18 protein-coding genes are annotated in these 24,409 nt (G+C 66.3%); 13 read left to right on the forward strand and 5 right to left on the reverse strand.

Annotation, left to right across the window (positions count from 1 at the left end; genetic code table 11):
- Positions 1-81 precede the first annotated feature (81 nt).
- The 10 genes from BSQ44_RS09215 (at position 82) to BSQ44_RS09260 (ending at position 12,809) form a co-directional block, all read left to right on the forward strand.
- Complete coding sequence (locus tag BSQ44_RS09215; protein ID WP_114579943.1) at positions 82-477, forward strand: hypothetical protein; 396 nt, start codon at positions 82-84, stop codon at positions 475-477.
- Positions 478-567: 90 nt separating this feature from the next.
- Positions 568-1,713: a c-type cytochrome biogenesis protein CcmI gene (gene ccmI, locus BSQ44_RS09220; RefSeq protein ID WP_072603291.1), complete on the forward strand. Its 1,146-nt coding sequence runs from the start codon at positions 568-570 to the stop codon at positions 1,711-1,713.
- On the forward strand, positions 1,710-2,144 hold the full coding sequence (gene ccmE, locus BSQ44_RS09225) for a cytochrome c maturation protein CcmE (protein WP_072603293.1): 435 nt from the start codon (positions 1,710-1,712) through the stop codon (positions 2,142-2,144). The genes ccmI and ccmE overlap by 4 nt, the downstream gene beginning before the upstream one ends.
- A 15-nt stretch (positions 2,145-2,159) precedes the next feature.
- Positions 2,160-4,148, forward strand: a complete 1,989-nt coding sequence (locus tag BSQ44_RS09230) for a heme lyase CcmF/NrfE family subunit (protein WP_072603295.1) — start codon at positions 2,160-2,162, stop codon at positions 4,146-4,148.
- Between the two features lie 5 nt (positions 4,149-4,153).
- Positions 4,154-4,624 carry a cytochrome c-type biogenesis protein gene (locus BSQ44_RS09235; RefSeq protein ID WP_072607957.1) on the forward strand — a complete coding sequence of 157 codons (471 nt, stop codon included), beginning with the start codon at positions 4,154-4,156 and terminating at the stop codon, positions 4,622-4,624.
- A 39-nt stretch (positions 4,625-4,663) separates the two neighbouring features.
- Positions 4,664-5,914, forward strand: coding sequence for a bifunctional alpha/beta hydrolase/OsmC family protein (locus tag BSQ44_RS09240; protein ID WP_072603297.1), 1,251 nt, complete (start codon positions 4,664-4,666; stop codon positions 5,912-5,914).
- Between the two features lie 135 nt (positions 5,915-6,049).
- Complete coding sequence (locus BSQ44_RS09245) at positions 6,050-7,570, forward strand: Do family serine endopeptidase (RefSeq protein WP_072603299.1); 1,521 nt, start codon at positions 6,050-6,052, stop codon at positions 7,568-7,570.
- Positions 7,571-7,760: 190 nt separating this feature from the next.
- The gene (locus tag BSQ44_RS09250; RefSeq protein WP_072607958.1) at positions 7,761-8,435 is read left to right on the forward strand and encodes a response regulator transcription factor; all 675 of its coding nucleotides are present in this window, start codon (positions 7,761-7,763) and stop codon (positions 8,433-8,435) included.
- Between the two features lies 1 nt (position 8,436).
- Positions 8,437-9,861 (forward strand): sensor histidine kinase, encoded by a 1,425-nt coding sequence (locus BSQ44_RS09255; RefSeq protein WP_072603301.1) that lies wholly within the window; start codon positions 8,437-8,439, stop codon positions 9,859-9,861.
- Positions 9,862-9,902: 41 nt separating this feature from the next.
- Positions 9,903-12,809, forward strand: coding sequence for a bifunctional [glutamine synthetase] adenylyltransferase/[glutamine synthetase]-adenylyl-L-tyrosine phosphorylase (locus tag BSQ44_RS09260; protein WP_114580057.1), 2,907 nt, complete (start codon positions 9,903-9,905; stop codon positions 12,807-12,809).
- Positions 12,810-12,839: 30 nt separating this feature from the next.
- Here BSQ44_RS09260 and BSQ44_RS09265 read toward each other — a convergent pair whose 3' ends face one another.
- On the reverse strand, positions 12,840-15,164 hold the full coding sequence (locus BSQ44_RS09265; protein ID WP_072603307.1) for a PAS domain-containing sensor histidine kinase: 2,325 nt from the start codon (positions 15,162-15,164) through the stop codon (positions 12,840-12,842).
- 144 nt (positions 15,165-15,308) lie between these two features.
- Positions 15,309-17,954, reverse strand: coding sequence for an aminopeptidase N (gene pepN, locus BSQ44_RS09270; RefSeq protein ID WP_072603310.1), 2,646 nt, complete (start codon positions 17,952-17,954; stop codon positions 15,309-15,311).
- Positions 17,955-18,097: 143 nt separating this feature from the next.
- Between pepN and BSQ44_RS09275 the strand changes: the two genes are divergently transcribed.
- A complete protein-coding gene (locus BSQ44_RS09275) occupies positions 18,098-20,404 on the forward strand; it encodes a xanthine dehydrogenase family protein molybdopterin-binding subunit (protein ID WP_072603313.1) in 2,307 nt (768 codons plus the stop codon).
- 77 nt (positions 20,405-20,481) lie between these two features.
- Positions 20,482-21,348, forward strand: coding sequence for a DMT family transporter (locus tag BSQ44_RS09280; protein WP_114580058.1), 867 nt, complete (start codon positions 20,482-20,484; stop codon positions 21,346-21,348).
- Between the two features lie 88 nt (positions 21,349-21,436).
- Here the strand turns inward: BSQ44_RS09280 and BSQ44_RS09285 are convergent, their stop codons facing one another.
- Entirely contained in the window at positions 21,437-22,273 is an 837-nt protein-coding gene (locus tag BSQ44_RS09285; RefSeq protein ID WP_072603319.1) for a helix-turn-helix domain-containing protein, read from the reverse strand.
- 145 nt (positions 22,274-22,418) lie between these two features.
- On the opposite strand from BSQ44_RS09285, the gene BSQ44_RS09290 reads away from it, so the two are divergent.
- Positions 22,419-22,817, forward strand: coding sequence for a hypothetical protein (locus tag BSQ44_RS09290; protein ID WP_072603321.1), 399 nt, complete (start codon positions 22,419-22,421; stop codon positions 22,815-22,817).
- A gap of 51 nt (positions 22,818-22,868) precedes the next feature.
- On the opposite strand, the gene BSQ44_RS09295 is transcribed toward BSQ44_RS09290, so the two are convergent.
- Both BSQ44_RS09295 and yghU read right to left on the reverse strand, forming a co-directional pair.
- A complete protein-coding gene (locus tag BSQ44_RS09295) occupies positions 22,869-23,312 on the reverse strand; it encodes a hypothetical protein (protein WP_072603323.1) in 444 nt (147 codons plus the stop codon).
- Between the two features lie 174 nt (positions 23,313-23,486).
- A complete protein-coding gene (gene yghU / locus BSQ44_RS09300; protein ID WP_072603326.1) occupies positions 23,487-24,371 on the reverse strand; it encodes a glutathione-dependent disulfide-bond oxidoreductase in 885 nt (294 codons plus the stop codon).
- Positions 24,372-24,409: the final 38 nt, after the last annotated feature.

Genomic DNA, 24,409 nt, shown 5'->3' on the forward strand with positions numbered 1-24,409 from the left:
ATAGATCGACGTTACCGCCCCGATGCTTCGGTCGCAGTCACGCAAGGGAACAATCGAGCGATGCCCACAGCCGCGAAAGCAATGACGCTTTTGGCAGCCTGCCTTTCGCTTGGCGCGTGCACGACCACGTCGCTGACGAGCGGCGTGACCGCCCCGACGACGAAGGATTCCATCATCGCCCAGATGAACGGCGGCCTGATAGGCGGCGAACTGGGCAGCAAACTGCCTGAGCGTGAGCGCCGTAAGGCGCTGGAAGCGGAGTATCGCGCACTCGAATACACGCCGGCGCGAATGCCGGTGACCTGGAACACCGAGGACGGCCGGCTTTCAGGCTCGGTTGTGGCTGCCCAGCCCTATCGGGTCGGCTCCCAGGACTGTCGCCAGTACAGCCATACGATCACCGATGGCGGCCGCGAGTCGGAGGCGCGCGGCACGGCCTGCCGCAACCCCGACGGCAGCTGGACGCCGCTCACCTGAATGATGGGTCCGCCAGCCAGTCCGCTGCCGCCAAATAGCCGCACGCAAGGGCGATTGGAATGCCCTCCAACCATCGCTATTTGAGGTCGCATGGTTTTCTGGATCGTGCTCGGACTGCTGACGGTGATCGCCAGCCTCGCCGTGATCCTGCCGCTCGCCGGCAGGCGCGAGGAGGCCGCGCCCGGTTCCGTGCATGACATCGAGGTCTACCGGGACCAGCTGGCCGAAGTGGAGCGGGATGCGGAGCGCGGTCTGATCGGCAGGCATGAAGCCGAGCAGGCGCGAGCCGAGATCGGCCGGCGGATCCTGAAACTCGACAGCACGGAGAAGAGCGAAGGCGGGAAGCGCCGGGGCGAGACGGCCGTCGCGCGTGGGCTCGCGATGGCAGGCGTGCTGGCGGTGCCGCTGGTGAGCTGGGGGGTGTACAGTTCGATCGGATCGCCGGAGCTTCCGGGTCAGCCGCTCGCAGAGCGGCTGGCGAAGAACCCGGGCGAGAGCAGCATCGACGAACTCGTGGCGCGGGCGGAGGCGCATCTTCGCGCCAATCCGCAGGACGGGCGCGGCTGGGACGTGCTGGCGCCGATCTATGCCAGGCTCGAACGGCCGACCGAGGCGGCGACCGCCTATCGCAACGCCATCCGCCTTATTGGGCCGACCGCGGCGCGCGAGACTGGTCTCGGCGAGGCCCTGATGATGTCGGCCGGCGGCGTGGTGCGTGCCGACGCCGTCGACGCCTTCCGGCGGGCGCTGGAAATCGACCCGCAGGATCCGAAGGCACGGTTCTATCTCGCCACCGCCATGGCGCAGGAAGGCAGGATGTCGGAAGCCGCCGATGCTCTGCGCGCGATGCTTGCCGACCTGCCGCAGAACGCGCCCTGGCGCGAGGTCGTGGAGCAGTCCATCGCACGGGCCGAGGAAGAGGCATCCCGCAGGGGCACGGCTCCTCCCGGCCCGACCCGCGAAGACTTCGAGGCGGCGGGCGAGATGAGCGCCGACGATCGCAGCGCTATGATCGAGATCATGGTTGCTCAGCTTGATGAGAGGCTAAGGGAGAACCCGGACGACCGGGAAGGCTGGCAACGCCTGGTGCGCTCCTACATGGTGCTCGGCAAGGCGGACGAGGCACGCGACGCCCTCACGCGCGGCGTCGCCGCGCTCGGCGAGGACAGCGCCGCGGCGCGAGAACTCGTGGCCTTCGCGGCGGAACAGGGCGTGAGGGGCGTGGAAGAACGATGACGCGGAAGCAGAAACGGCTGTCGATCATACTGGGCGCGCTGGCCTTTGTCGGCACCGCGACCGGGCTGACATTCTATGCGCTCGGGCAGAAGACCTCCTACTTCTACATGCCGGCCGACCTCACGACCGCGAGCATCGCACCGGGACAGCGCATCCGGCTGGGCGGGCTGGTGGAGGACGGTTCGATCGTGCGCGGCCAGGGCACGCGTGTCTCGTTCGGCGTCTCCGACGGTGGCGGCAAGGTCGAAGTCGTCTATGATGGGCTCCTGCCAGACCTGTTCCGCGAGGGGCAGGGCGTGGTGACGGAAGGCACGTTCGGCGCCGACGGAACCTTCGTCGCGGACAGCGTGCTCGCCAAGCACGACGAGAACTACATGCCCAAGGAAGTCGCCGACAGCCTGAAGGCGCAGGGCGTCTGGCAGGAAAACTGAGGGAGGCCGCAGGCATTGGTCGAAACCGGACATTTCGCGCTCGTCCTGGCGTTCGCGCTGGCGCTGGTCCAGTTCTTTCTGCCGCTTGTCGGATCGCGCACGGGTGATGCGCGCCTGATGGCGACCGCCGGGCCGGTCGCGGTGACCGGTTTTGCCATGACCGCGATATCCTTCGCGGCGCTGACCTCCGCCTATGTGCTGTCGGACTTCTCGGTCCTCAACGTCTTCGAGAATTCGCATTCGCAGAAGCCGCTGCTCTACAAATTCTCGGGCACCTGGGGAAACCACGAGGGCTCGATGCTGCTGTGGGTGCTGATCCTGACCTTCTTCGGTGCCCTGGTGGCGGCATTCGGCCGCAACCTGCCGGCGACGCTGCGCGCCAACGTGCTGTCGATCCAGGGACTGATCGGCTCGGCCTTCTTCCTGTTCATCCTCGCCACGTCCAACCCCTTCGCCCGGCTCAATCCCGCGCCGATCGAGGGTCAGGACCTTAACCCGGTGCTCCAGGACGTCGGCCTGGCCATCCATCCGCCGCTGCTTTACCTCGGCTACGTCGGCTTCTCCGTCTGCTTCTCCTTCGCGGTGGCGGCGTTGATCGAGGGGCGCATCGACGCCGCCTGGGCGCGCTGGGTACGGCCGTGGACGCTGGCCGCCTGGGTGTTCCTCACCGGCGGCATCGCGATGGGCTCCTTCTGGGCCTATTACGAGCTCGGCTGGGGCGGGTTCTGGTTCTGGGACCCGGTGGAGAACGCCTCCTTCATGCCGTGGCTCGCGGGAACCGCGCTGCTCCATTCCGCGATCGTCATGGAGAAGCGCTCGGCCTTGAAGATCTGGACGATCCTCCTGGCCATCCTCACCTTCTCGCTGTCGCTGCTCGGCACCTTCCTCGTCCGGTCCGGCGTGCTCACCTCTGTGCACGCGTTTGCGACCGATCCCACCCGCGGCGTCTTCATCCTCGCCATCCTCACGCTCTTCATCGGCGGTGCGCTGGCGCTGTTCGCCTGGCGGGCGCAATCGCTGGCGCCGGGTGGCATCTTCCATCCGATCTCGCGCGAAGGCGCTCTGGTGCTCAACAACCTTTTCCTGAGCACCGCGGTCGCCACCGTACTCGTCGGCACGCTCTATCCGCTGGCGCTCGAGGCCGTGACGGGAGAGAAGATCTCGGTCGGCGCGCCCTTCTTCGACCTGACCTTCGGGCCGCTGATGGTGCCGCTGCTCATCGCCGTGCCTTTCGGTCCGCTGCTCGCCTGGAAGCGCGCGGATCTCTGGGCTGCTTCGCAACGCCTGGCGTTCGCAGCGGGCGGGGCGCTGCTCGTCATTCTCTTCGTCGCGCTCTTTATCGATCGTGCCTCGGTCTTCGCCGCCCTCGGGATCGGGCTCGCCGCCTGGATGATCCTCGGCGCCCTCACAGACCTCGCGCTCAAATCCGGCATCGGCAGCGTCTCCCCCGGTGTAGCGCTGCGCCGCTTAGCGGGACTGCCGCGCTCCGCCTTCGGCACGTCGCTGGCGCATCTCGGCCTGGGACTGACGACGCTCGGCGTCGTTTCGGTGACGTCGCTCCAGACCGAGCACATCCTGACCATGAAGCCCGGCGATACTGTCGAGGTCTCGGGCTACCAGCTGCGGTTCGATGGGCTGCAGCCGTTCCAGGGGCAGAACTTCACCGAGGACCGCGGTCTGTTCCCGTTGCTCGATTCCGACGGCGACGTCCTGACGACCATCATGTCGGCGAAGCGGTTTTACCCGGCCCGCCAGATGCCGACGACGGAGGCGGGCATCTCGACGCGTGGTCTCAGCCAGATGTATGTCTCGCTCGGCGATCCCGTCGACGGCGGCGGCATCGTCGTGCGCATCTGGTGGAAGCCTTTCGTGACGCTGATCTGGCTTGGCTCGGTCGTGATGATGGGCGGCGGGATTCTTTCGCTTCTCGATCGGCGCCTGCGTGTCGGCGCGCCAGCGCGGCGAGCGAAAAAGGCCCGCGCGGCGACCGGGGCGACGGGTTGAACGCATTGCCCCTCCTGCGCACCCTCCTTGTGGCGCTCGCCATCGCTTTCTCGGCGACGGCGGCCTACGCCGTGCTTCCCGACGAGGTGCTGGACGATCCGGCACTGGAAGCCCGCGCCCGGCAGCTCTCGGCGGAACTGCGCTGCCTCGTGTGCCAGAACCAGTCGATCGACGATTCCAATGCCGAACTCGCGCGTGACCTGCGGATCCTCGTGCGCGAGCGGCTTGTGGCCGGCGACACAGACGAGGAGGTGATGGACTTCATCGTCTCGCGCTACGGCGAGTTCGTGCTCCTCAAGCCTCGTATGAGCTTCCAGAACCTGGCGCTGTGGGGAACGCCGCTGGTGGTGATTCTGGCCGGCGGCGCCTTCCTGCTCCTGCGCGGGCGCGGCGCGCGCCGGCAGCCGGGCCGGCTTTCCGCCGAGGAAGAGGCGCGGCTGGGCGAGATTCTGCGGGAGCGGGACCGCCCGAACTGATAGGCTTCCCCGGTCAACGGCAAAGGAAGGCTGTCGCCCATGGATCCGATCATACAGCGCGTGGAATTTCCCGGGCATTCGGGCGCGCAGCTTGCCGCGCGCCTCGACATGCCGAACGGTCCCGTGCGGGCTTATGCGCTGTTCGCGCACTGCTTCACATGCTCCAAGGACCTTCTTGCCGTGCGGCGGATCGCGGCGGACCTCGCGCGCGCCGGCATCGCCATACTGCGTTTCGATTTCACCGGACTGGGGTCGAGCGAGGGTGAATTCGCATCGACCGACTTCTCCTCCAACGTCGGTGACCTGATCGCCGCGGCGGAGTTCCTCCGCGGAAGCTATGAGGCCCCGGCGCTGCTGATCGGCCATTCGCTCGGCGGCGCGGCCGTGCTCGCCGCGGCGCGGGACATCCCGGAGGCGCGTGCGGTGGTCACGATCGGCGCCCCAGCCGATACCGGGCACGTGCTCAAGAACTTCGGCGCAAGCCTTCCCGAGATCGAACGGGACGGCGAGGCCGAGGTGAAGCTCGGCGGGAGAAGCTTCCGCATCGGCCGCCAGTTCGTCGACGACGTGCGCGCCACGAGGCTCGCCGACAGCATCGCCGCGATGCGCAAGCCGCTCCTCATCCTGCATTCCCCGATCGACCGGATCGTCGGCATCGAGAACGCGACGACGATCTTCACGGCGGCCAAGCACCCGAAGAGCTTCGTGTCGCTGGACAAGGCCGACCATCTCCTCACCAATCCCGACGATGCCGCCTTCGCCGCCTCCGTGATCACCGGCTGGTCGTCGCGCTACCTCAAGGACGACAGGCCGCAGGGGGAGGAAGCGATCGAGCGCGTCCGGATCATGGAAACCGGGGAGGGCAAGTTCCAGAACGCCGTCCAGGCGGGTCGCCATCGTCTCTTCGCCGACGAACCGCCGAGCGTCGGCGGCCTGGACACAGGGCCGTCGCCCTACGATTTCCTGTCCATCGCACTCGGCGCCTGCACGTCGATGACGCTGCGGATCTATGCCGACTTCAAGAAGCTGACGCTCGGGCGCATCAGCGTCGACGTCTCGCACAGCAAGATCCACATGAAGGATTGCCTGGAGTGCACCGACGAGGAGCGGGGTTCGAACAAGCGCATCGATCAGTTCGAGCGGGTGATTTCGATCGAGGGAGACCTGCCGGCGGAGATCGCCGAAAAGATCGAGGAGATCGCCAAAAAGTGCCCGGTACACCGGACGCTGGAATCCTCCTCGCGGGTGCGGACGGTGGTCCGTAAAGCTGAGGTTGCGCAGCAGCGATAGGAATATTGCTGCCAATCCGCCGGCAACATTACGAAAGTTTCATGTGCCGGAAATGGCGCGGTAATGTGAGTGTCACTAGATCACTGTCCGAGGATGCCCTCAGAAAGCATTCGAACCTGAAAGGACAGGACACACATGAAAGCTCCATTCCAGACCAGTGCCCGCAAGCGTTTCGTGGCCGGGGCCGCCTCGGTCGCCATCGCCTCGGCGATCGGCTTCGGCGCCGTCACCTCCGGTACGGCCCCGGTGATGGCTGAGGCCGTCCGCGTCGAGTCGCAGCAGTCGACGGGCTTCGGCGACGTCGTCGAGAAGGTCTCGCCCGCCGTCGTCAGCGTCCGCGTGAAAGCCAAGATGCAGCCCGCCGCCGCCGGTCCCGATTCCTTCTTTGGTGGCCAGGGCCTCGACAATCTTCCCGACGATCATCCGCTGAAGCGCTTCTTCCGCGATCTTCCGGGCTTCGAGGACGGCCAGCCGCAGATGCGCCCCGGCCGCCCGGGTGGCAGCCAGCGCGCGCGTCCCGTATCGCAGGGCTCCGGCTTCTTCATCTCCGAGGACGGTTACCTCGTCACCAACAACCATGTGGTCGAGGGCGGTTCCGAACTCACTGTGGTCATGGATGACGGCACCGAGATCGACGCAAAGCTCGTCGGCACCGATCCCCGCACCGACCTCGCGCTGCTGAAGGTCGATGAGGAGCGCAAGTTCGTCTACGTCGATTTCGCCGATGACTCCAAGGTTCGCGTGGGCGACTGGGTCGTGGCCGTCGGCAATCCGTTCGGCCTCGGCGGCACCGTGACCGCCGGCATCGTGTCGGCGCGCGGACGCGACATCGGCGCCGGTCCCTACGACGACTTCATCCAGATCGACGCGGCGGTGAACCGCGGCAATTCGGGTGGTCCCGCCTTCAACCTCAACGGCGAGGTCGTCGGCATTAATACCGCGATCTTCTCGCCCTCGGGCGGCAATGTCGGCATCGCCTTCGCGATTCCCGCGTCGGTGGCCAAGGACGTGATCGCGGAGCTCAAGGAAGACGGCTCCGTCGAACGCGCCTGGCTCGGCGTCCAGATCCAGCCGGTGACGGACGACATCGCCGAATCGCTCGGCATCGAGGGCACCGACGGCGCCCTGGTCAGCGGGCCGCAGGACGACAGCCCGGCTCGCAAGGCCGGAATCGAGGCCGGCGACATCATCGTCGAGGTCGACGGCAAGGCCGTGGAATCGCCGCGTGAACTGGCCCGCATGATCGGCCGCATGAGCCCTGGCGTCACCGCCGAGGTGAAGGTGCTGCGCGATGGCAAGGAGAAGACCATCGAAGTCAAGCTCGGCGAAATGCCTGGTCTCGAAAAGCAGGCCTCGGTCGACGAGCCGGCCGAGGAAGAAGGCTCGATCCTCGAGGATTTCGGCCTGACCGTCGCGCCGGCCGAGGAAGGCGAGGGTGTGGTCGTGACCGACGTGCTTGCCAACAGCGATGCCGCCGATCGCGGCATCCAGACCGGCGACGTCATCGTTTCGGTCAACTCGCAGCCCGTGAAGAGTGCGTCGGCCATCGAGAAGGCCGTCAATGACGCCTCGGACGCCGGTCGGAAGGCGGTGCTGTTCCAGCTGAAGCGCGACGAGACCAGCCGCTTCGTGGCCCTTCCGGTGGCGCGCAGCTGATCGGTCCCGGGCCGGCGATCCTCTCTCCTTCGCCGGCCTCGGGCGGAAGAACCGGAAGCGACGTATCGCGTAGCGTTTCCGGTCGCAGCGGCAGCGGGTTGCAAGGCCCGCTGCCGTTTTCGTAAGAGGAGTATAGAAACAAATGGATGCCGAGGCGGTTCTCGCCCCCGATATCGGGTACAAGGCGGGCATGAAGATTCTTCTGATCGAGGACGACCGGGAGGCGGCGGAGTATCTTGAGAAAGCGCTCACCGAGGCCGGCCACACCACCCACGTCGCGGGCGACGGCGAGACCGGTTTCGCGCTGGCCGACAGCGGGGACTACGACGTCCTGATCGTCGACCGCATGCTGCCACGCCGCGACGGGCTTTCGGTGATCGCCGGATTGCGGGCACGCGGATCCGAGACGCCCGTGCTCATCCTTTCCGCGCTGGGCGAGGTGGACGACCGCGTGACGGGCCTGCGGGCCGGTGGCGACGACTACCTGACCAAGCCCTTCGCCTTCAGCGAACTGCTCGCCCGCATCGAGGTGCTGAAGCGTCGCGCGGGTGCGAAGGACGTCGAGACGGTCTACCGCGCGGGCGACCTGGAGCTCGACCGGCTTTCCCACACCGTGCGCCGCTCCGGGCGCGAGATCACGCTGCAGCCGCGCGAATTCCGCCTGCTCGAGTATCTCATGCGTCACGCCGGCCAGGTGGTGACGCGCACCATGCTGCTCGAGAACGTCTGGGACTATCACTTCGACCCGCAGACAAACGTCATCGACGTCCACGTCTCGCGGCTGCGCGGCAAGATCGAGAAGGGCTTCGACAAGCCGATCCTGCACACGGTCCGCGGAGCGGGCTACATGCTGCGAGCCGGCTGACTTGCGCCTGCCGCCGATCATCAAGACGACGGCGGCGCGCCTTTCGGCGCTCTACCTGCTGCTGTTCGGCGCCTTCGCCATCGTCCTCGTCTTCTACATGACGTCGGTGTCGGTGCGCATCCTGGCCGGCCAGACGCAGGAGACCATCAACGAGGAGACGTCGAGCCTCGTTCGCGCCTACGAGCGCGGCGGGCTTCTATTCCTCGTGCGCGTGGTCGAGCAGCGAGCCCGGCAACCCGGCGCCAATCTCTATCTCGTGGCCGACGCCAACGGCCGCATCCTGTCGGGCAACGTCGAGAGCCTCCAGCCGGGGGTACTCGAGACCGCGGGCTGGACGGAGCGGCCCTTCTTCTACCAGCGCTATGGCGAGGGTGGCGGTGCCGCTCCGGGAGGCGGTGCCGCGACGACCGGGCCGCACGAGGCGATCGCGCTCGTCATCCGGCTTCCCAACCAGATGATCCTCCTGGTCGGCCGCGACCTCGGCGAGCCGGAGCGGTTTCGCAAGGTGGTGCAGCGCGCGCTGATCCTGTCGCTGGGCTTCATGGGGCTTGGCGCGTTCCTGATCTGGTTCTTCGTCGGGCGCACGGCGCTCAGGCGCATCGACAGTGTCTCGGAGGCGAGCGCCCGTATCATGGGCGGCGACCTTTCCGGCCGTCTGCCGGTGACCGGTGCGGGCGACGAGTTCGACCGGCTGTCGGAAAATCTCAACACCATGCTGTCGCGGATCGCTGTCCTGAACGAGGGGCTGAAGCAGGTCTCCGACAACATCGCGCACGATCTGAAGACGCCGCTGACGAGGCTGCGCAGCCGCGCCGAAGCGGCGCTCGCGGGCGCCGAGGACACCGACGATTACCGTGAGGCGCTTCAGGCCACGATTTCCGAGTCCGACCAGCTCATCCGTACCTTCAACGCGATCCTCATGATCTCGCGGTTCGAGGCCGGATATTCGACTGAATCGACCGAAAGCCTCGACCTGGCGACGGTCGTGGCCGACGTCGTGGACCTGTACGAGCCGGTCGCGGAGGAGAGCGGCGTGGCTATGGACGCGCATGTCACCGGGCCGCTGCTGGTCTCCGGCAACCGCGAACTGGCGGCGCAAGCCTTGTCAAACCTCGTCGACAACGCCATCAAGTATACAGCGGGGCAGGCGGACAGCCCTCGCGTGACCGTTTCCGCATCTCGATCGGGAGGAGAAGTGCGGGTTTCCATCGCCGACAATGGCCCCGGCATACCGGCCGAGGACCGCCAGCGCGCCACGGAGCGTTTCGTGCGTCTGGAAAAGAGCCGCTCCCGGCCCGGCTCCGGGCTGGGCCTGAGCCTTGCCAAGGCGATCATGACCTTCCACGGCGGCCGGATTGAACTCGACGATGCGGCCCCCGGCCTCAAGGTGACGATGATCTTCCCCTCGGCGCGGAGCTCGGCGTGAGCGACGCCGCGCCGGAAGGCCGTGCCTGGTTCGGCGCCGAGATGCCGAACCTGTCCACGCTCGATCCCGGGCAGGCCAGGGAGGAGCTGGACGAGATCGCCGAAGCGGCGGGCGAATGCGACGCAACCCGGCTTGCCGATCTTGCGCGCGGCGAGGGCAAGCTCGCCGGCTTCCTCGGCGCTGCCGCGACGCTGTCGACCTATCTTCGCGATGCCATGCGGCGCGATCCCATGATGCTCGAACGCCTGTTCGACGAACCCTGGGACGCACGTGTGGAGGCGATCATCTCCGACATCGGTGCGCTCGGGCGCGGCGACGAGATGACCGAAAAGAGCCTGATGGCCGACCTACGCAGGCGCAAGACCGAGGCACACGCGCTGATCGCGCTCGCCGATCTGGCCGGAGCCTCCGACACGGGTCGGACGATCGGCCTGCTCAGCCGGCTCGCCGACGCCTGCGTGCGCGCCGCGATCCGCTACCTGCTGCGCGAAGCGCACGAGCGGGGAAAGATAGTCCTGCCGGACCCCGACGATCCGGAGCACGGCTCGGGCTGGATCGTGCTCGGCATGGGCAAGCTCGGCGCCGGCGAGCTCAACTTCTCCTCCGACATCGACCTGATCCTCTTCGTCGATCCCGAGGCTCCGGCGATCAAGGACCCGCTGGATGCGAGCGATCTCTATTCGCGGCTGGCGCGGCGAGTGGTGCGCATCCTCTCCGACCGCACCGAGAACGGCTACGTGTTTCGCACCGACCTGCGCCTGCGGCCCGACCCCGGCTCCACCCCTCTCGTCATCCCCGTGGAAGGCGCGCTGACCTACTACGAGGGCAGGGGACAGAACTGGGAGCGCGCGGCCATGATCAAGGCGCGCCCGATCGCCGGCGACCTAGAGGCGGCCGAGGCCTTCCTGAAGGAGATGCAGCCCTTCGTCTGGCGCAAGTACATGGACTATGCAGCGATCGCCGACGTGCACTCGATCAAGCGCCAGATCCACGCCCACAAGGGCCACGGCGAGATCGCGGTGCGCGGCCACAACGTAAAGCTCGGCCGCGGCGGCATCCGCGAGATCGAGTTCTTCGTACAGACCCAGCAACTTATCGCCGGCGGCCGCTTTCCCGAACTGCGCGGTCGCGAGACGATCGCCATGCTCGGCAAGCTCACGGAGCTCGGGTGGATCGGCGCCGACGCGCGCGACACGCTTGTGCGGCAGTACTGCTTCCTGCGCGACGTCGAACATGCCATCCAGATGGTCGCCGACGAACAGACGCACGAACTGCCGGAGGACGACGAGGGGCTCGAGCGGATCGCTCGCATGCGCGGCTTTACCTCCGCCGACGCCTTCGCGGATGCATTCCGCGCCTCGCTGAGGGAGGTGGAGAGCCACTACGCCGCCCTGTTCGAGACCGCGCCGCAGCTCTCGGGGGACATCGGCAACCTCGTGTTCACCGGCGACGTTGACGATCCCGACACTCTCCAGACCCTTTCCAATCTCGGCTTCGAGCGCCCGAGCGACATCTCCCGCGTCATCCGCACCTGGCACTTCGGCCGCTACCGCGCCACGCGCTCGGCGGAGGCGCGCGAGCGGCTGACGGAACTGACGCCGGCGCTGCTGCAGGCCTTCGGGGGCACGCACCGCGCCGACGAGGCGATCATCCGCTTCGACGAATTCCTGAAGGGACTACCGGCCGGCATCCAGCTCTTCTCGCTGCTCCAGTCCAATCCAGACCTGCTGCGGCTGCTGGCGACCATCATGGGTGCTGCGCCCCGTCTCGCCGCGATCATCACGCGCCGGCCGCACGTGTTCGACGGGCTTCTTGATCCCTCGCTGATGACGGAGCTTCCCAACAAGGCCTATCTGGCGGAGCGGCTGGAAACATTCCTCGGCGCCGCCGGGGTTTACGAGGAACGGCTCGACCGGCTGCGCATCTTCGCGCTCGAGCAGAAGTTCCTCATCGGCATCCGGCTGCTGACCGGCGCGATCGACGCGACGCGAGCCGGCAAGGCATTCTCCGATCTAGCCGACCTGTCGATCGGTGCCGCCTTCGACGCGGTGCGGCAGGAGTTCGCGCGCCGCCACGGCGAGGTCGCGGGCGGCCGGGCGGTAATCCTCGGCATGGGGAAGCTCGGCAGCCGCGAACTGACCGCGGGTTCCGACGTCGACATGATCCTGCTCTACGATCATGCCGCCGACGCCGACGAGTCGGACGGCGCTAAGCCGCTCGCGCCCTCGCAATACTACGCCCGCCTGACGCAGCGCCTGATCTCGGCGGTGTCGGCGCCGACGGCGGAGGGCGTGCTCTACGAGATCGACCTGCGGCTGCGGCCTTCCGGCAACAAGGGACCGGTCGCGACCCATCTGGAAGCGTTCCGCAAGTACCAGCAGACGGAAGCCTGGACCTGGGAGCACATGGCGCTGACGCGGGCGCGCGTGGTGGCGGGCGACGCAGGTCTTGGCGACGAGGTGGGCGGCGAGATCGCGACAATCATCGCCGCGCCGCACGATGCTACCAAGGTTCGGCAAGATGCCTGCGAGATGCGCGCCCTGATCGAGACCGACAAGCCGCCGCGCGACATCTGGGACCTGAAGCTCATCCCCGGCGGGCTGATCGACCTGGAATTCATCGCACAGGCGGCGGGGCTGCTCGGGCAGGTCGAGGCGGAAAACCGCACCACCTCGACGGCGGAGGCTCTGTCGCACCTGTCCGAGCGCTTCTGCGACGGGCAGGCGCGGGAGGAGCTGACGTCGGCCTACCGCCTCTTCACCGGCCTCGCGCAGGTCTCGCGCCTCTGCCTCACCGGCGACATCGACCGGGACGACATGCCGCCGGGGCTGGCGGACCTGCTCCTGCGCAACACCGACCTGCCCGATCTCAAGGTGCTGGAGGCGCACATCGAGGAAACGGCCGGACGCGTACGGGCGCATTTCGACAGGCTGGTCTGCGGAAGGTAGCTTCTTCAGGCAGGTTGTGCGCAACTGGCGTTAGGCCGCCATCTTCATCTGGCTGACCGGAATTCGCACCGAGACGATGGTGCCTTCGCCTTCGCTGGATTTGATCTTCAGGACGCCGCCATGCATTTCGGTGAGCGAGCGCGAGATCGCGAGGCCGAGGCCCGAGCCGGTGTGGTTCTTGGAGAACTGGTTCTGCACCTGCTCGAAGGGCCGGCCGAGCTTCTTCAGCGCCTCCTTCGGGATGCCGCAGCCATTGTCTTCGATCGACAGCACGAAGGCGCCGGAGACCTTCTTCGCCTTGACGAGAATCCTGCCGTTCTGGCCGGTGAACTTCACCGCGTTCGACAGGAGGTTGATGACGATCTGCTTGATCGCGCGACGGTCGGCATGGAGCGTCGCGTGCTCGGCGATTTTCGTGCCGATCGAGATCGATTTCGCGTCCGCCTGCACCGAGATCACCCGGATGGCCTCGGCCATGAGCTTGTCGAGGTCGATTTCCTCGCGCTGCAGCGAGAACTGGCCGGCCTCGATTTTCGACATGTCGAGGATGTCGTTGATGACCCCAAGCAGGTAGCTGCCGCTCGAATGGATGTCCCGGGCGTATTCTTCGTAGCGGTCAGAGCCGAGCTTGCCGAACAGACCCGACTGCATGAGTTCCGAAAAGCCGATGATGGCGTTGAGCGGCGTGCGCAGCTCGTGGGACATGTTGGCCAGGAATTCGGATTTCGCCCGACTGGCGGCTTCCGCCCGCTCCGTCTCGCGCATGTATTTGCGGTTCAATTCCGACAGTTCCACCGCGCGCTCCTCCTCCGCCCGGCGGGCGAGGCTGAGATCATGGATGGTCGCCATGAGGCGGCGTTCGCTGTCGACCAGCTTTTCCTGGTTCTGCTTCAGCAGGGTGATGTCGGCGCCGATGGACACGACGCCCCCGTCGCGCGTCTTCGACTGATTCACCTGCAGCCACCGGCCATCGGCCAGCTGCCGCTCGAACGTCGCGCCGTCGCGGCCGTTGGTGCTGGCGAGCTTGCGCTCGAAGGCGTAGCCCTTCATCCGGGTTTCCAGGTCTGCCCGCGCGGTGCCTGAGACGACGTCGGGATCGGCGAGCCCCATCTGTTCCTGGAACTTGGTGTTGCACATCACGAGGCGATCGTCGGAATCCCACAGCACGAAGGATTCCGAGATGTTCTCGATGGCGGTCCTGAGCCGCATGTCGGCCATCTCGGACTGGCGGGCGAGCTTGTGCTGCTCGGTCACGTCGACGGCGATGCCGATCAGGTGGATCTCGGAGGCTTCGGGATCGATGACCTGCGCCTTGGCGCGCATCCAGACCCAATGCCCCGCCGCGTGCCGCATGCGGAACACCTGATCGATCTGGTCGATCTCGCGGGCCACGATCTGGTTGGCGAGGTCGAAGAGGTCGGCATCGTCGGGATGGATGATCGCGGAGACGACGCCGAAGGACAGCATGTCCTCGCAGACCTCGTAGCCCAGCATGTCGTACATCGACCGCGACCAGTACATCTTGCCGCGTGCCATGTCCCAGTCCCACAGCCCGCAACGGCCGCGCACCAGCGCGAGGTCGATCCGCTGATGCGCCTGCTCGTAGATGCGGTCCGCGGTCTGGGCGCGCGAGGCCTGGCTGAAATAGGCGTAGAGCACGATGATGAGCACGCCGGACGTGATGACGAAGAGGGTCACGTTGAGCGACACCATCCGCCGCCACTCGGCGAAGACGGTCTCCTTCGGGATGAGCAGAGCGGCAGCGCCCTTGCCGGGACCGACATGACTCAGTGCGGCGAACCATTCGTGCCCGTTCACACTCACCGTCATGACGTCCGCCCGCTCCCCGAACAGGAACAGGGGTTGTCCGCCGGAAACCAGGCTGTCGAGCGTCTTGCCGGTCCAGTCGAGTGCACGGGGCACGGACGCGACGACCCGGTAGTTTGCGTCCGTCACCACGAGGATGTGGCGCGGGCGCAGCGAACCGAGCACGCTGGAGCGTTCCAGATAATCCTGGCTGGCGGCGGTATCGTCTCCCGGCGCCTTTTCGCCTGCTCGCATCGCGCTTGCGAGTTCGGCCGCGCCGAGGCCGAGCAGGGTCCTTGCGGTGCGCTCGATGTCGTCGTGCCATGCCATCATGGACATGCTTCGCGCGGCCGCGACCACGAGCAGGAAGATGACGATGAGGGTGGGGATAGACCGACGCAGATAGGGTTCCGCCGCGATCAGCCTTTCGTAGGCGGGAGCGGCGAGAACACGCGCATTGCCGGTCAGCCGCCGGCTGGGCCGCCGCCTGGCCGGCCCGCGGGCAAGAGTCTGCGTATCGGGCGCGCCCTGCGCGTCCGCTTCGGCCATCTGGTGGCTCCGTTCCTGTCTGATGTCCCCGTATGATTCGGCACGCCGCACATCCGAATCGTCGCTAAGGAATCAAAGCTGATTCGCCTTGTCCAGTGGCGCGGCCATCATTCGAGAAAATATTCGTCGGTCCGGGAAGGCTTCTCAGGCCAGCGTGCGCTCGACGATGTCGCGCAGGTCGGGCGACAGGTTCTCCGCGGACGAGATTCGGAGTAGCGCTTCGCGTGCCAGCGCCCGCCGGCCGGGCTCCAGTGAACGCCAGGACCGCAACGCGGTGGCGAGGCGCGCGGCGACCTGCGGATTGCGGCGCTCGACCGCCAGCACCATGTCGGTAAAGAACCGGTAGCCCTCGCCGTCTGGCCGGTGGAAACCGGTCTGGTTGGCACTGGAGAAGGTGCCGACCAGCGATCGCACCCGGTTCGGGTTGGCGAGCGAGAAGGCGCGGTGTTCCGACAGGCTTCGAACGGTATCGAGAGAATGCCGTCCCGGCGCCCCTGCCTGGATCTGGAACCACTTGTCGAGCACGAGGGGATCGGAACGGTAGCGCTCCTCGAACCGCGCCAGGGCGGAGGTGGCTTCCAGCGTATCCGGATGGCGGATGGCGAGCGTCGCAAGCGCAGCCGACCGGTCGGTCATGTTGGTTGCACGCTCGAACTGGGCGGCGGCCCTTCGTGGATCGCCTGAACTCTCCGAGAGATAGTCCAGCATGGCATTGCGAAGGGAGCGGCGCCCCGCGCTTCGTGCGTCCGGGCTGAACGGCCCGCCGTCGGATAGGTTTTCGTAGAGTTTTTCGAATGACGCGGCATTGGCGCGTCCCACCGCTTCCACGAGCGCGTCGCGCGCCGCGAGGATCGCGTCCGGATCGATGTTGCTGCCGATCTCGCGGGCGACGTCGGCTTCCCCGGGAAAGGTCAGCGCCAGCGCCCGGTAGGCCTCTTCCAGCGAGCCGTCGGCGGCAATGTCGCCGCACAGGGTCAGGAGATCGTCGGGGAAGCTCGGCTCCTTGCCGCCGCGGATCATCTTCGAGGCCTCGATGATCGCTTCCGTCATCAGCGTGTTCAGCGCCTGCCAGCGCGAGAACAGGTCGCTGTCGTGGCGGGCGAGGAAGGCGCGGTCCTCCGGCTTCTCCTCGACCGACAGCGTTACCGGCGCAGAGAAACCGCGGTTGAGCGACAGGCGCGGGCGCTCCGAGATTCCCGTGAAGTGGATCGTGTGCTTGCGGCGGCGGACATGCACGATGGAATTCTCGATCGCGGCACCATCCGCCGCTTCCCAGACGAGATCCTCTCCGGATGGTCCGACGAGCCCGAAGGCCAGTGGAATGTGCATCAGGCGCTTGCGGCTTTCGCCGGGCGTCGGCGGCGACGACTGCTCGATATCGAGGACGAGTTCCCCGCGCTGCGCGTCATGGGAGGCCTTGACCGTGATGTTGGGCGTGCCGGCCTGATGGTACCAGAGCGCGAACTGCGACAGGTCCTTCTCCGCCACGTCCTCGAAGACCTTCAGAAAATCCTCGATGGTGGCGGCATCGCCGTCATGGCGTTCGAAGTAGAGGTCCATGCCTTCCCGGAACTTCTCCCGGCCGAGGATGGTGCGGATCATGCGCACGATCTCGGACCCCTTCTCATAGACGGTCGCCGTGTAGAAGTTGTTGATCTCGCGGTAGCGGCGCGGGCGCACGGGGTGGGCGAGCGGACCCTGGTCCTCGGGGAACTGGTGCGCCTTCAGCGTGCGCACCTCGGCGATCCGCTTGACCGCGCGCGAGCGCTGGTCGGCCGAGAACTCGTGGTCGCGATATACCGTCAGCCCTTCCTTCAGGCAGAGCTGGAACCAGTCCCGGCAAGTGATTCTGTTTCCGGTCCAATTGTGGAAATACTCGTGCGCGATGATCGCCTCGATGTTAGCGAAGTCGGCGTCGGTAGCCGTGTCCTCGTCGGCCAGAACGTACTTGTCGTTGAAGACGTTGAGGCCCTTGTTCTCCATCGCGCCCATATTGAAGTCGGACACGGCGACGATGTTGAAAACGTCGAGATCGTATTCGCGCCCGAATACCTCCTCGTCCCAGGCCATCGACCGCTTGAGCGCGTCCATCGCATAGGCCGCCCGCTGCTCCTTGCCGTGCTCCACGTAGATGCCGAGTTCGACCTCGCGGCCCGACATCGTAGTGAAGCGGTCCTTGAGCACACCTAGATCGCCCGCGACGAGTGCGAAGAGATAGGACGGCTTGGGGAAGGGGTCCTCCCAGACGGCGTAGTGCCGGCCGCCGTCGAGTTCTCCGGCTTCGGACGGATTTCCGTTCGACAGGAGCAAAGGTGCTTCCGCGCGGTCGGCCTCGATCCTGACGGTGTAGACGGACAGGATGTCGGGCCGGTCGAGGAAGTAGGTGATGCGCCGGAAGCCTTCCGCCTCGCACTGCGTGCAGTAGACGCTGTTCGAGCGGTAGAGGCCCATCAGCGCCGTGTTCGTCGACGGCGAGATTTCCGTGGTGATCTTGAGGCGGAAAGTCTTGCCCTTCGGTAGCGCGTGGATCGTCAGCTTTTCCGGCGTCACCTCGTAGGCGTTCGGGCCGAGCGTCTCGCCGTCGATCTCCAGATCGACCAGTGCAAGCGCGTCGCCATCGAGCACGAGCGGCTCCCCGTCGCCGGTCTCAGCGTTGCGCTCGATCGACAGCTCGGAGACGACAGTGGTGCGGTCAGGGCCAAGGTGGAAAGAAAGCTTGGTTTGCGGGATCAGGAAATCGGAGGGACGGTAGTCCTCCAGCTTGAACACCTGCCCCGTATCCGTCCGCATCCGCTGCCTTTCCGCTGCCCGGCCGATTACCGGCACTGGCACAACAATTCGCCAGCGTTGCCCTTTACACAAATCCGGCACTCGACAAAACTGATGAAACCCTTATCTCCCTTTTCATTTCCAAACACTGATCGGGACGGAACATGACGGTTTTTACGCCGAAATTCGGAATGGGAGCTTCTGTTCTGCGGGTGGAGGACAGCGCCTTCATCACGGGCAGGGGCCGCTATACGGACGATATCGCGCCGCAGGCGGTGCTGCACGGCTATGTCCTGCGCTCGCCCGTCGCCAACGCTTCCTTCAGGATCACCTCGGTGGAAGCGGCGAAATCCGCGCCGGGCGTCCATCTCGTCCTGACGGGTGAGGACACCTCCCACCTCTCCGACCTCAAGTCCGGCGCCATGCAGAAGCAGCCGGACGGCTCGCGGGCACCGACCCGCGACACGCCGATCCTGTGCCGCGACCGGGTCCGCTACGTCGGCGACGCCGTCGCATTCGTGGTGGCCGACAGCCGCGCGCTGGCCCAGGACGCAGCCGAACTGATCGAGATCGACTACGACGACGACGAGCCGGTCGCCGGCACCGCCGAGGCTCTGGCGGACGGGGCGCCGCTGGTGTGGCCCGAACTCGAGAGCAACCGCGCCTTCCTTTATCAGCTCGGCGAGCCGGCCAAGGCCGAGGCGGCGTTCGGCAAGGCCTCGAAGTTCGCGAAGGTGCTGTTCCACAACAACCGTCTGGTCTGCAACTACATGGAACCGCGCGCCGCGATCGGCGAATGGCGCGCCGACGAGGATCGTTACCAGCTGACGACCGGCTCGCAGGGCGTCCATTCGATGCAGCGGATCATCTCCGGCGTGCTCGGCGTCGAGCCGTCCAAGCTCCACGTCATCACCCCCGACGTCGGCGGCGGGTTCGGCCCCAAGACCTTCGTCTACCGCGAGTATCCGCTGGTGCTCGAAGCCGCCAAGCGGCTCGGCAAGCCGGTGAAGTGGACCGGCGACCGTTCCGAGCACTTCATGACCGACGCCCAGGGCCGCGACAACGTCGTCGATGCCGAGATGGCGATGGACGATAACGGCCGCTTCCTCGGCCTCCGGGTGAAGCTGATCGCCAATCTGGGCGCCTACATTTCCCAGTACGGCCCCTTCATCCCCTTCGTCGGTGCGACCATGTCGACCGGCGTCTACGACATCCAGGCACTCGACGTCTCCATCACCGGCGTCTACACCAACACCTGTCCGGTTGACGCCTATCGCGGCGCCGGTCGGCCGGAGGCGGCTCTCCTGCTCGAAAAGCTGGTCGACGAATGCGCCCGCGTCATCGGCGTCGGTCCGGACGAAATCCGCCGGCGAAACTTCATCCGGCCCGAGCAGTTCCCCTACACCACCCAGACCGGCCGCAAGTACGACGTCGGCGAATTCGCGGGCCATCTGGACCTTGCACTGGAACGCTCCGGCTGGAACGATTTCGGTGCGCGGCTGGCGCAGTCTACCGCCAACGGCAAGCTGCGCGGCATCGGGCTGGCATCCTATATCGAGGCCTGCGCCTTCGCCGGATCTGAAGCCGCCAACCTGCGCCTTAACGGCGACGGCACGGTGACGCTGTTCATCGGCACCCAGTCGAACGGGCAGGGCCATGCGACGGCCTATGCGCAGTTCGTCTCCGAAAAGCTCAACCTGCCGATCGAGAAGATCACCGTACGGCAGGGCGACACGGACGAACTGGCCAAGGGCGGCGGCACCGGCGGCTCGCGCTCGATCCCGCTCGGCGGCGTCTCGGCCTCGCGTGCCGGCGAAGACCTGGCGGAGAAGATCAGGAAGATCGCCGCCGACGAACTGGAGGCCGCTGCCGCCGACATCGAACTGGTCGACGGAACGGCGCGGATCGTCGGTACCGACCGGTCCGTCGATTTCGCCGCAATCGCCAAGGCGGCCAAAAACCCGGAAGACCTGAAGGGCTTCGGCGAGTTCGTGCAGGACGAGGCGACCTATCCGAACGGCACCCATGTCTGCGAAGTCGAGGTCGATCCCGAAACCGGGCACGTCGAGATCCTGAACTACACGATCGTGGATGATTTCGGCGCGACGGTGAACCCGATCCTGCTCGCCGGCCAGGTCCATGGCGGCATCATGCAGGGCATCGGCCAGGCGATGATGGAAAACACGGTTTACTCAGAGGACGGCCAGCTGGTGACCGCGAGCTTCATGGACTACGCCATGCCGCGCGCCGAAGACGTCCCGTTCTTCGACTTCCAGACGCGCAACGTGCCCTCGACCACGAATGCCATGGGCATAAAGGGCGCCGGCGAGGCGGGGACGATCGGCGGCACGCCGGCCGCGCTCAATGCCATCACCGATGCGCTCTACCGCGCCCACGGCATCCGCCACATCGAGATGCCGGCCTCGCCCATGCGCGTGTGGCAGGCGATCCAGGAAGCCGCCGCCGCGTGACGGCCTTGGAGGTGCCGGAACGGCGGCCGCTGACCGGCATCCTTCTCAAGGTCTGCTCGGTCGTTTCCTTCGTCGTGATGTCTTCCCTGATCAAGGCGTCGGGAGACGTGTTCGCCGGACAGATCGTCTTCTTCCGGTCGCTGTTCGCGATCATCCCGGTCGTGGCGGTGATGGCATGGCGAAAGGAACTCGCGACCGCCTTCTACACCAGGCGGCCGTTCAGCCACGTGGCGCGTGGGCTGGTCGGCGTCACCTCCATGGGGCTCGGCTTCTACGCCCTGACCAAGCTTCCGTTGCCCGAGTGGATCGCCATCAACTACGCTCAGCCGCTGATCGTCGTGGTGTTCAGCGCCCTCTTCCTCAGTGAGACAGTGCGGTTCTTCCGCTGGACCGCGGTGGCGGTCGGCTTCGCCGGCGTGATCGTCGTCTCATGGCCGAAGCTGACGCTGATCACCTCCGGCTCGCCGATGGGGCAGGGTGAAGCCGTCGGCGTCATCGCGGTGCTGCTCGGCGCCGCGGTCTCGGCCGTCGCCCAGTTGCTCGTGCGCCGACTGCTGCTGACGGAAAAATCCGCCACCATCGTCTTCTGGTTCTCGATCACTTCGACCGCGGCGGGGTTGGCGACGCTTCCCTTCGGCTGGTCGCCGCTCTCGCTCGCGCAGGCATGTTTTCTCATCGGAACCGGCCTCTGCGGCGGGATCGGCCAGATCCTGATGACCGAGAGCTATCGCCACGCCGACATGTCGACCATCGCGCCGTTCGAGTACACGTCGATGCTCCTCGGCATCGCCATCGGCTACTTCGTGTTCAGCGAGGTACCGACACTCTACACCATCGTTGGCGGCACCATCGTCGTCGGAGCGGGGCTGTTCATCATCTGGCGCGAACAGAAGCTCGGCCTCGCCACTGCGGCAGCCCGCAAGGTGACTTCGACGCAGGGATGACGATCGTATTCGACGGCGGGAAGCCGTTTCGGATCAACCGGATACGCAAAAGTCCAGAATCGGGAACGGAAGGGTTTTCGAAGCCACTTCAACTTTCTTTTGTCGCGAGACCGGCTGCCATCTCGCGCAGCTCCGCCGTGGTCTGCTGATCGGCGGGAAAGAAGGACTCGATCGCCAGTTCCGACAGCGTGACGTCGAGCGGCGTGCCGAACACGGTGATCGTCGAAATGAACGACAGGTCCGCGGTTCCCGCTCGTATGCGCAGCGGCACTGCGATCGCCGTGCGCTCGTAAGGGATTGGGGGACCCGAGCGCTTCGGCGCGGGATAGGATCGCAGCTCCGCTTCCAGGTCGCGCAGGCGTTGGTCGGCGACGTTCTCGTTGAGACGCCGGAGCCGCTCCAGGAGATGGTCGCGCCAGTCGGCAAGGTTGAGAATATGCGGTGCCAGCCCGCCCGGATGCAGGCTGAGACGCAGCACGTTGATTGGCCCGGCAAGCAGCGACGCGTCGGAGACCAACGCGAGGAATGGCTGGATCATCGCGTTCGCCCGTACGAGGTTCCAGGCGCGGTCGACGGCGATCGCCGGGTTGGGCTCGTGACCCTTCAGAACGAGCTCCACCGCCGAAAGCGCGGCTCCGAGCGAAGGATCGTCGAGCGGCCGTTCCGGGTAGCCGGGCGCGAAACCGGCGGCAAGCAGCAGCCGGTTGCGCTCGCGCAGCGGGACGTCGAGCCGCTCGGCCAGATGCAGCACCATCTCGCGTGAGGGCATGGCGCGGCCGCTTTCGAGGAAACTCAGGTGGCGCTGCGAGACCTCGGCGTCCAGCGCGAGGTCGAGCTGGCTCATGCGCCGTCGGGTGCGCCATTCGCGCAGGAGGGCGCCGGCGGAGGCGGAGCGGGCTGGAGGGGAGGCGAGCTTGGTTTCCATAGTCGCGACGATAGCCGATGCCTCGTCGGCTTCCCATTACCCGCCGCGTAATCGCCAGCGCACACGTCGAGCGTCATGGTTCCGGTGCCGGGCGCTAGCGTCTATGTAACAGCGCTCCGGTCGAACACCTCGATGGAGAAACCGGATGACCATTCCCATGACACCCTATTTGCGCAACGCCTTGCGCCTCGACGCCGCGGTCAGCGCCGCCGCCGGCCTCGTGATGACGTTCGGAGCGGGCCTGCTCGGCCCCTTTCTCGAGCTTCCCCAACCGCTCCTGTTCTGGGCGGGCGTGGTGATCTTCGCCTGGGTGGTGCTTCTCGCGCTCGTTGCCGGAAGAGAAGGTGTATCCCGTCTCATCCTGATCGACATCGTGGCCGGAAACGCCCTGTGGGTCGCGGCGAGCGTCGGAATCCTCGTCGCCGGCATCGTCACGCCCAATACCCTCGGCGTGATCTTCGTGCTCGTGCAGGGAATGGCGGTCGGTCTCTTCGCAGCGCTTCAAGCCGCGGCTCTACGCTCAGCGAGCGCCGCCCACGCGTGAGAGGCTCGTGTCAGTGTCAGGTAAGCCCCGGCGCGGTGACGCCGGGGGAGATCAGTTTGCGAGCCAGGGATTGACCTCGATCACGATGGACGGCGCTGCGGAACGGGTTCCGCCGAAGTCGTCACGGTGCCTGCGACCGTTGCCGCGACGATCGTCGTCGCGCCAGTAGCGACGGTCGTCCCGATCGTCCCGGAACCGCTTGTCGACCCGTTTGTGGTGCCGGTATCCGTGGTCGCGATCCCGCTTCCAGCGGTAGTCGCCGCGGCGATAGGAATGGCCACCCTCGAAGCCTCCCGGGGCCTTTCGCCTGAAATTGCCCCGGCGATCATTGTCGCGGTCGCCGCGCCGATAGGATTGCCCGCCTTCGGCGCTGCGCGATTGGGCAGCGTCGCCGCCGCGAAAATTGCTGCCTGCCGAAGCCGGCATGGCCGAAAACGCCAAGAAGGTCGAGAGCGCGACGAGACACGCGCCCAACGAGGAAAGTCTGATACGCATCGTCACACTCCGGATTACGCGGACTTTTCTTGCCGATCCGCGGGCAGCATACCATGGCTGAGCCACTTTACCCAACGGGTCGAGGAACCTCAGGTTCCCGGAGGGTTACCAAACCTCCGGGAGACTGCCCTAAGCGGTCGTTTCGACCCGCAAACCCCGGCTTGGAGCAGCCGGCTACTCTCCGGCCGCCGCCTGCAGCTTGTCCTGGGTCTTGGTCTCGAAGTCGCTGGCGTCGTGCCGCTCGTGCAGCTGCTCGGACGGATTGCCGACGGCGCGGTTGACCATGCGGCCTCGCTTCACCGCCGCGCGTTCTCCGATCTGCTTCTGCCAGCGGTCGACGTTCGTGTAGGACTTCACGTCCAGGAATGTCCCGGAGTTCTCGTAGCTCTTGCCGGCCACCATGTTGCCGTACCAGGGCCAGATCGCCATGTCGGCGATCGTGTATTCCTTGCCGGCCATGTACTCGTTGTTCGCCAGATGCCGGTCGAGCACGTCGAGCTGACGCTTGACCTCCATCGAGAAGCGATCGATCGCGTATTCGATCTTGATCGGCGCGTAGGCGAAGAAGTGGCCGAAGCCGCCGCCGAGATAGGGCGCGCTGCCCATCTGCCAGAACAGCCAGTTCAGGCACTCGGTCCGCGCCACGTGCTCGCTCGGCAGGAAGGCGCCGAACTTCTCCGCCAGGTAGAGGAGGATGGAACCGGACTCGAAGACCCGGACCGGCGTCGGCCCGCTGCGGTCCATCAGCGCCGGGATCTTGGAGTTCGGGTTCACGTCGACGAAGCCGCTGCCGAACTGGTCGCCGTCGCCGATCTTGATCAGCCAGGCGTCGTATTCGGCGCCGGAGTGTCCGAGCGCCAAGAGTTCCTCCAGCATCACCGTCACCTTCACGCCGTTGGGCGTGGCGAGCGAATAGAGCTGGAGGGGATGCTTGCCGACCGGCAGTTCCTTCTCGTGCGTGGGTCCGGCGATCGGGCGGTTGATGCTGGCGAAGCGTCCGCCGCTCTCCTTGTCCCACTTCCAGACTTCGGGGGGCGTATAGGTTTCGGTGTCGGCCATAGTGGTTTCCGTTCCTTGTTCGGGTGGAGGATGGGTGG

Origin of the sequence: Aquibium oceanicum (assembly GCF_001889605.1) — a bacterium.
In the GTDB taxonomy this organism is placed as follows: Bacteria; Pseudomonadota; Alphaproteobacteria; order Rhizobiales; family Rhizobiaceae; genus Aquibium; species Aquibium oceanicum.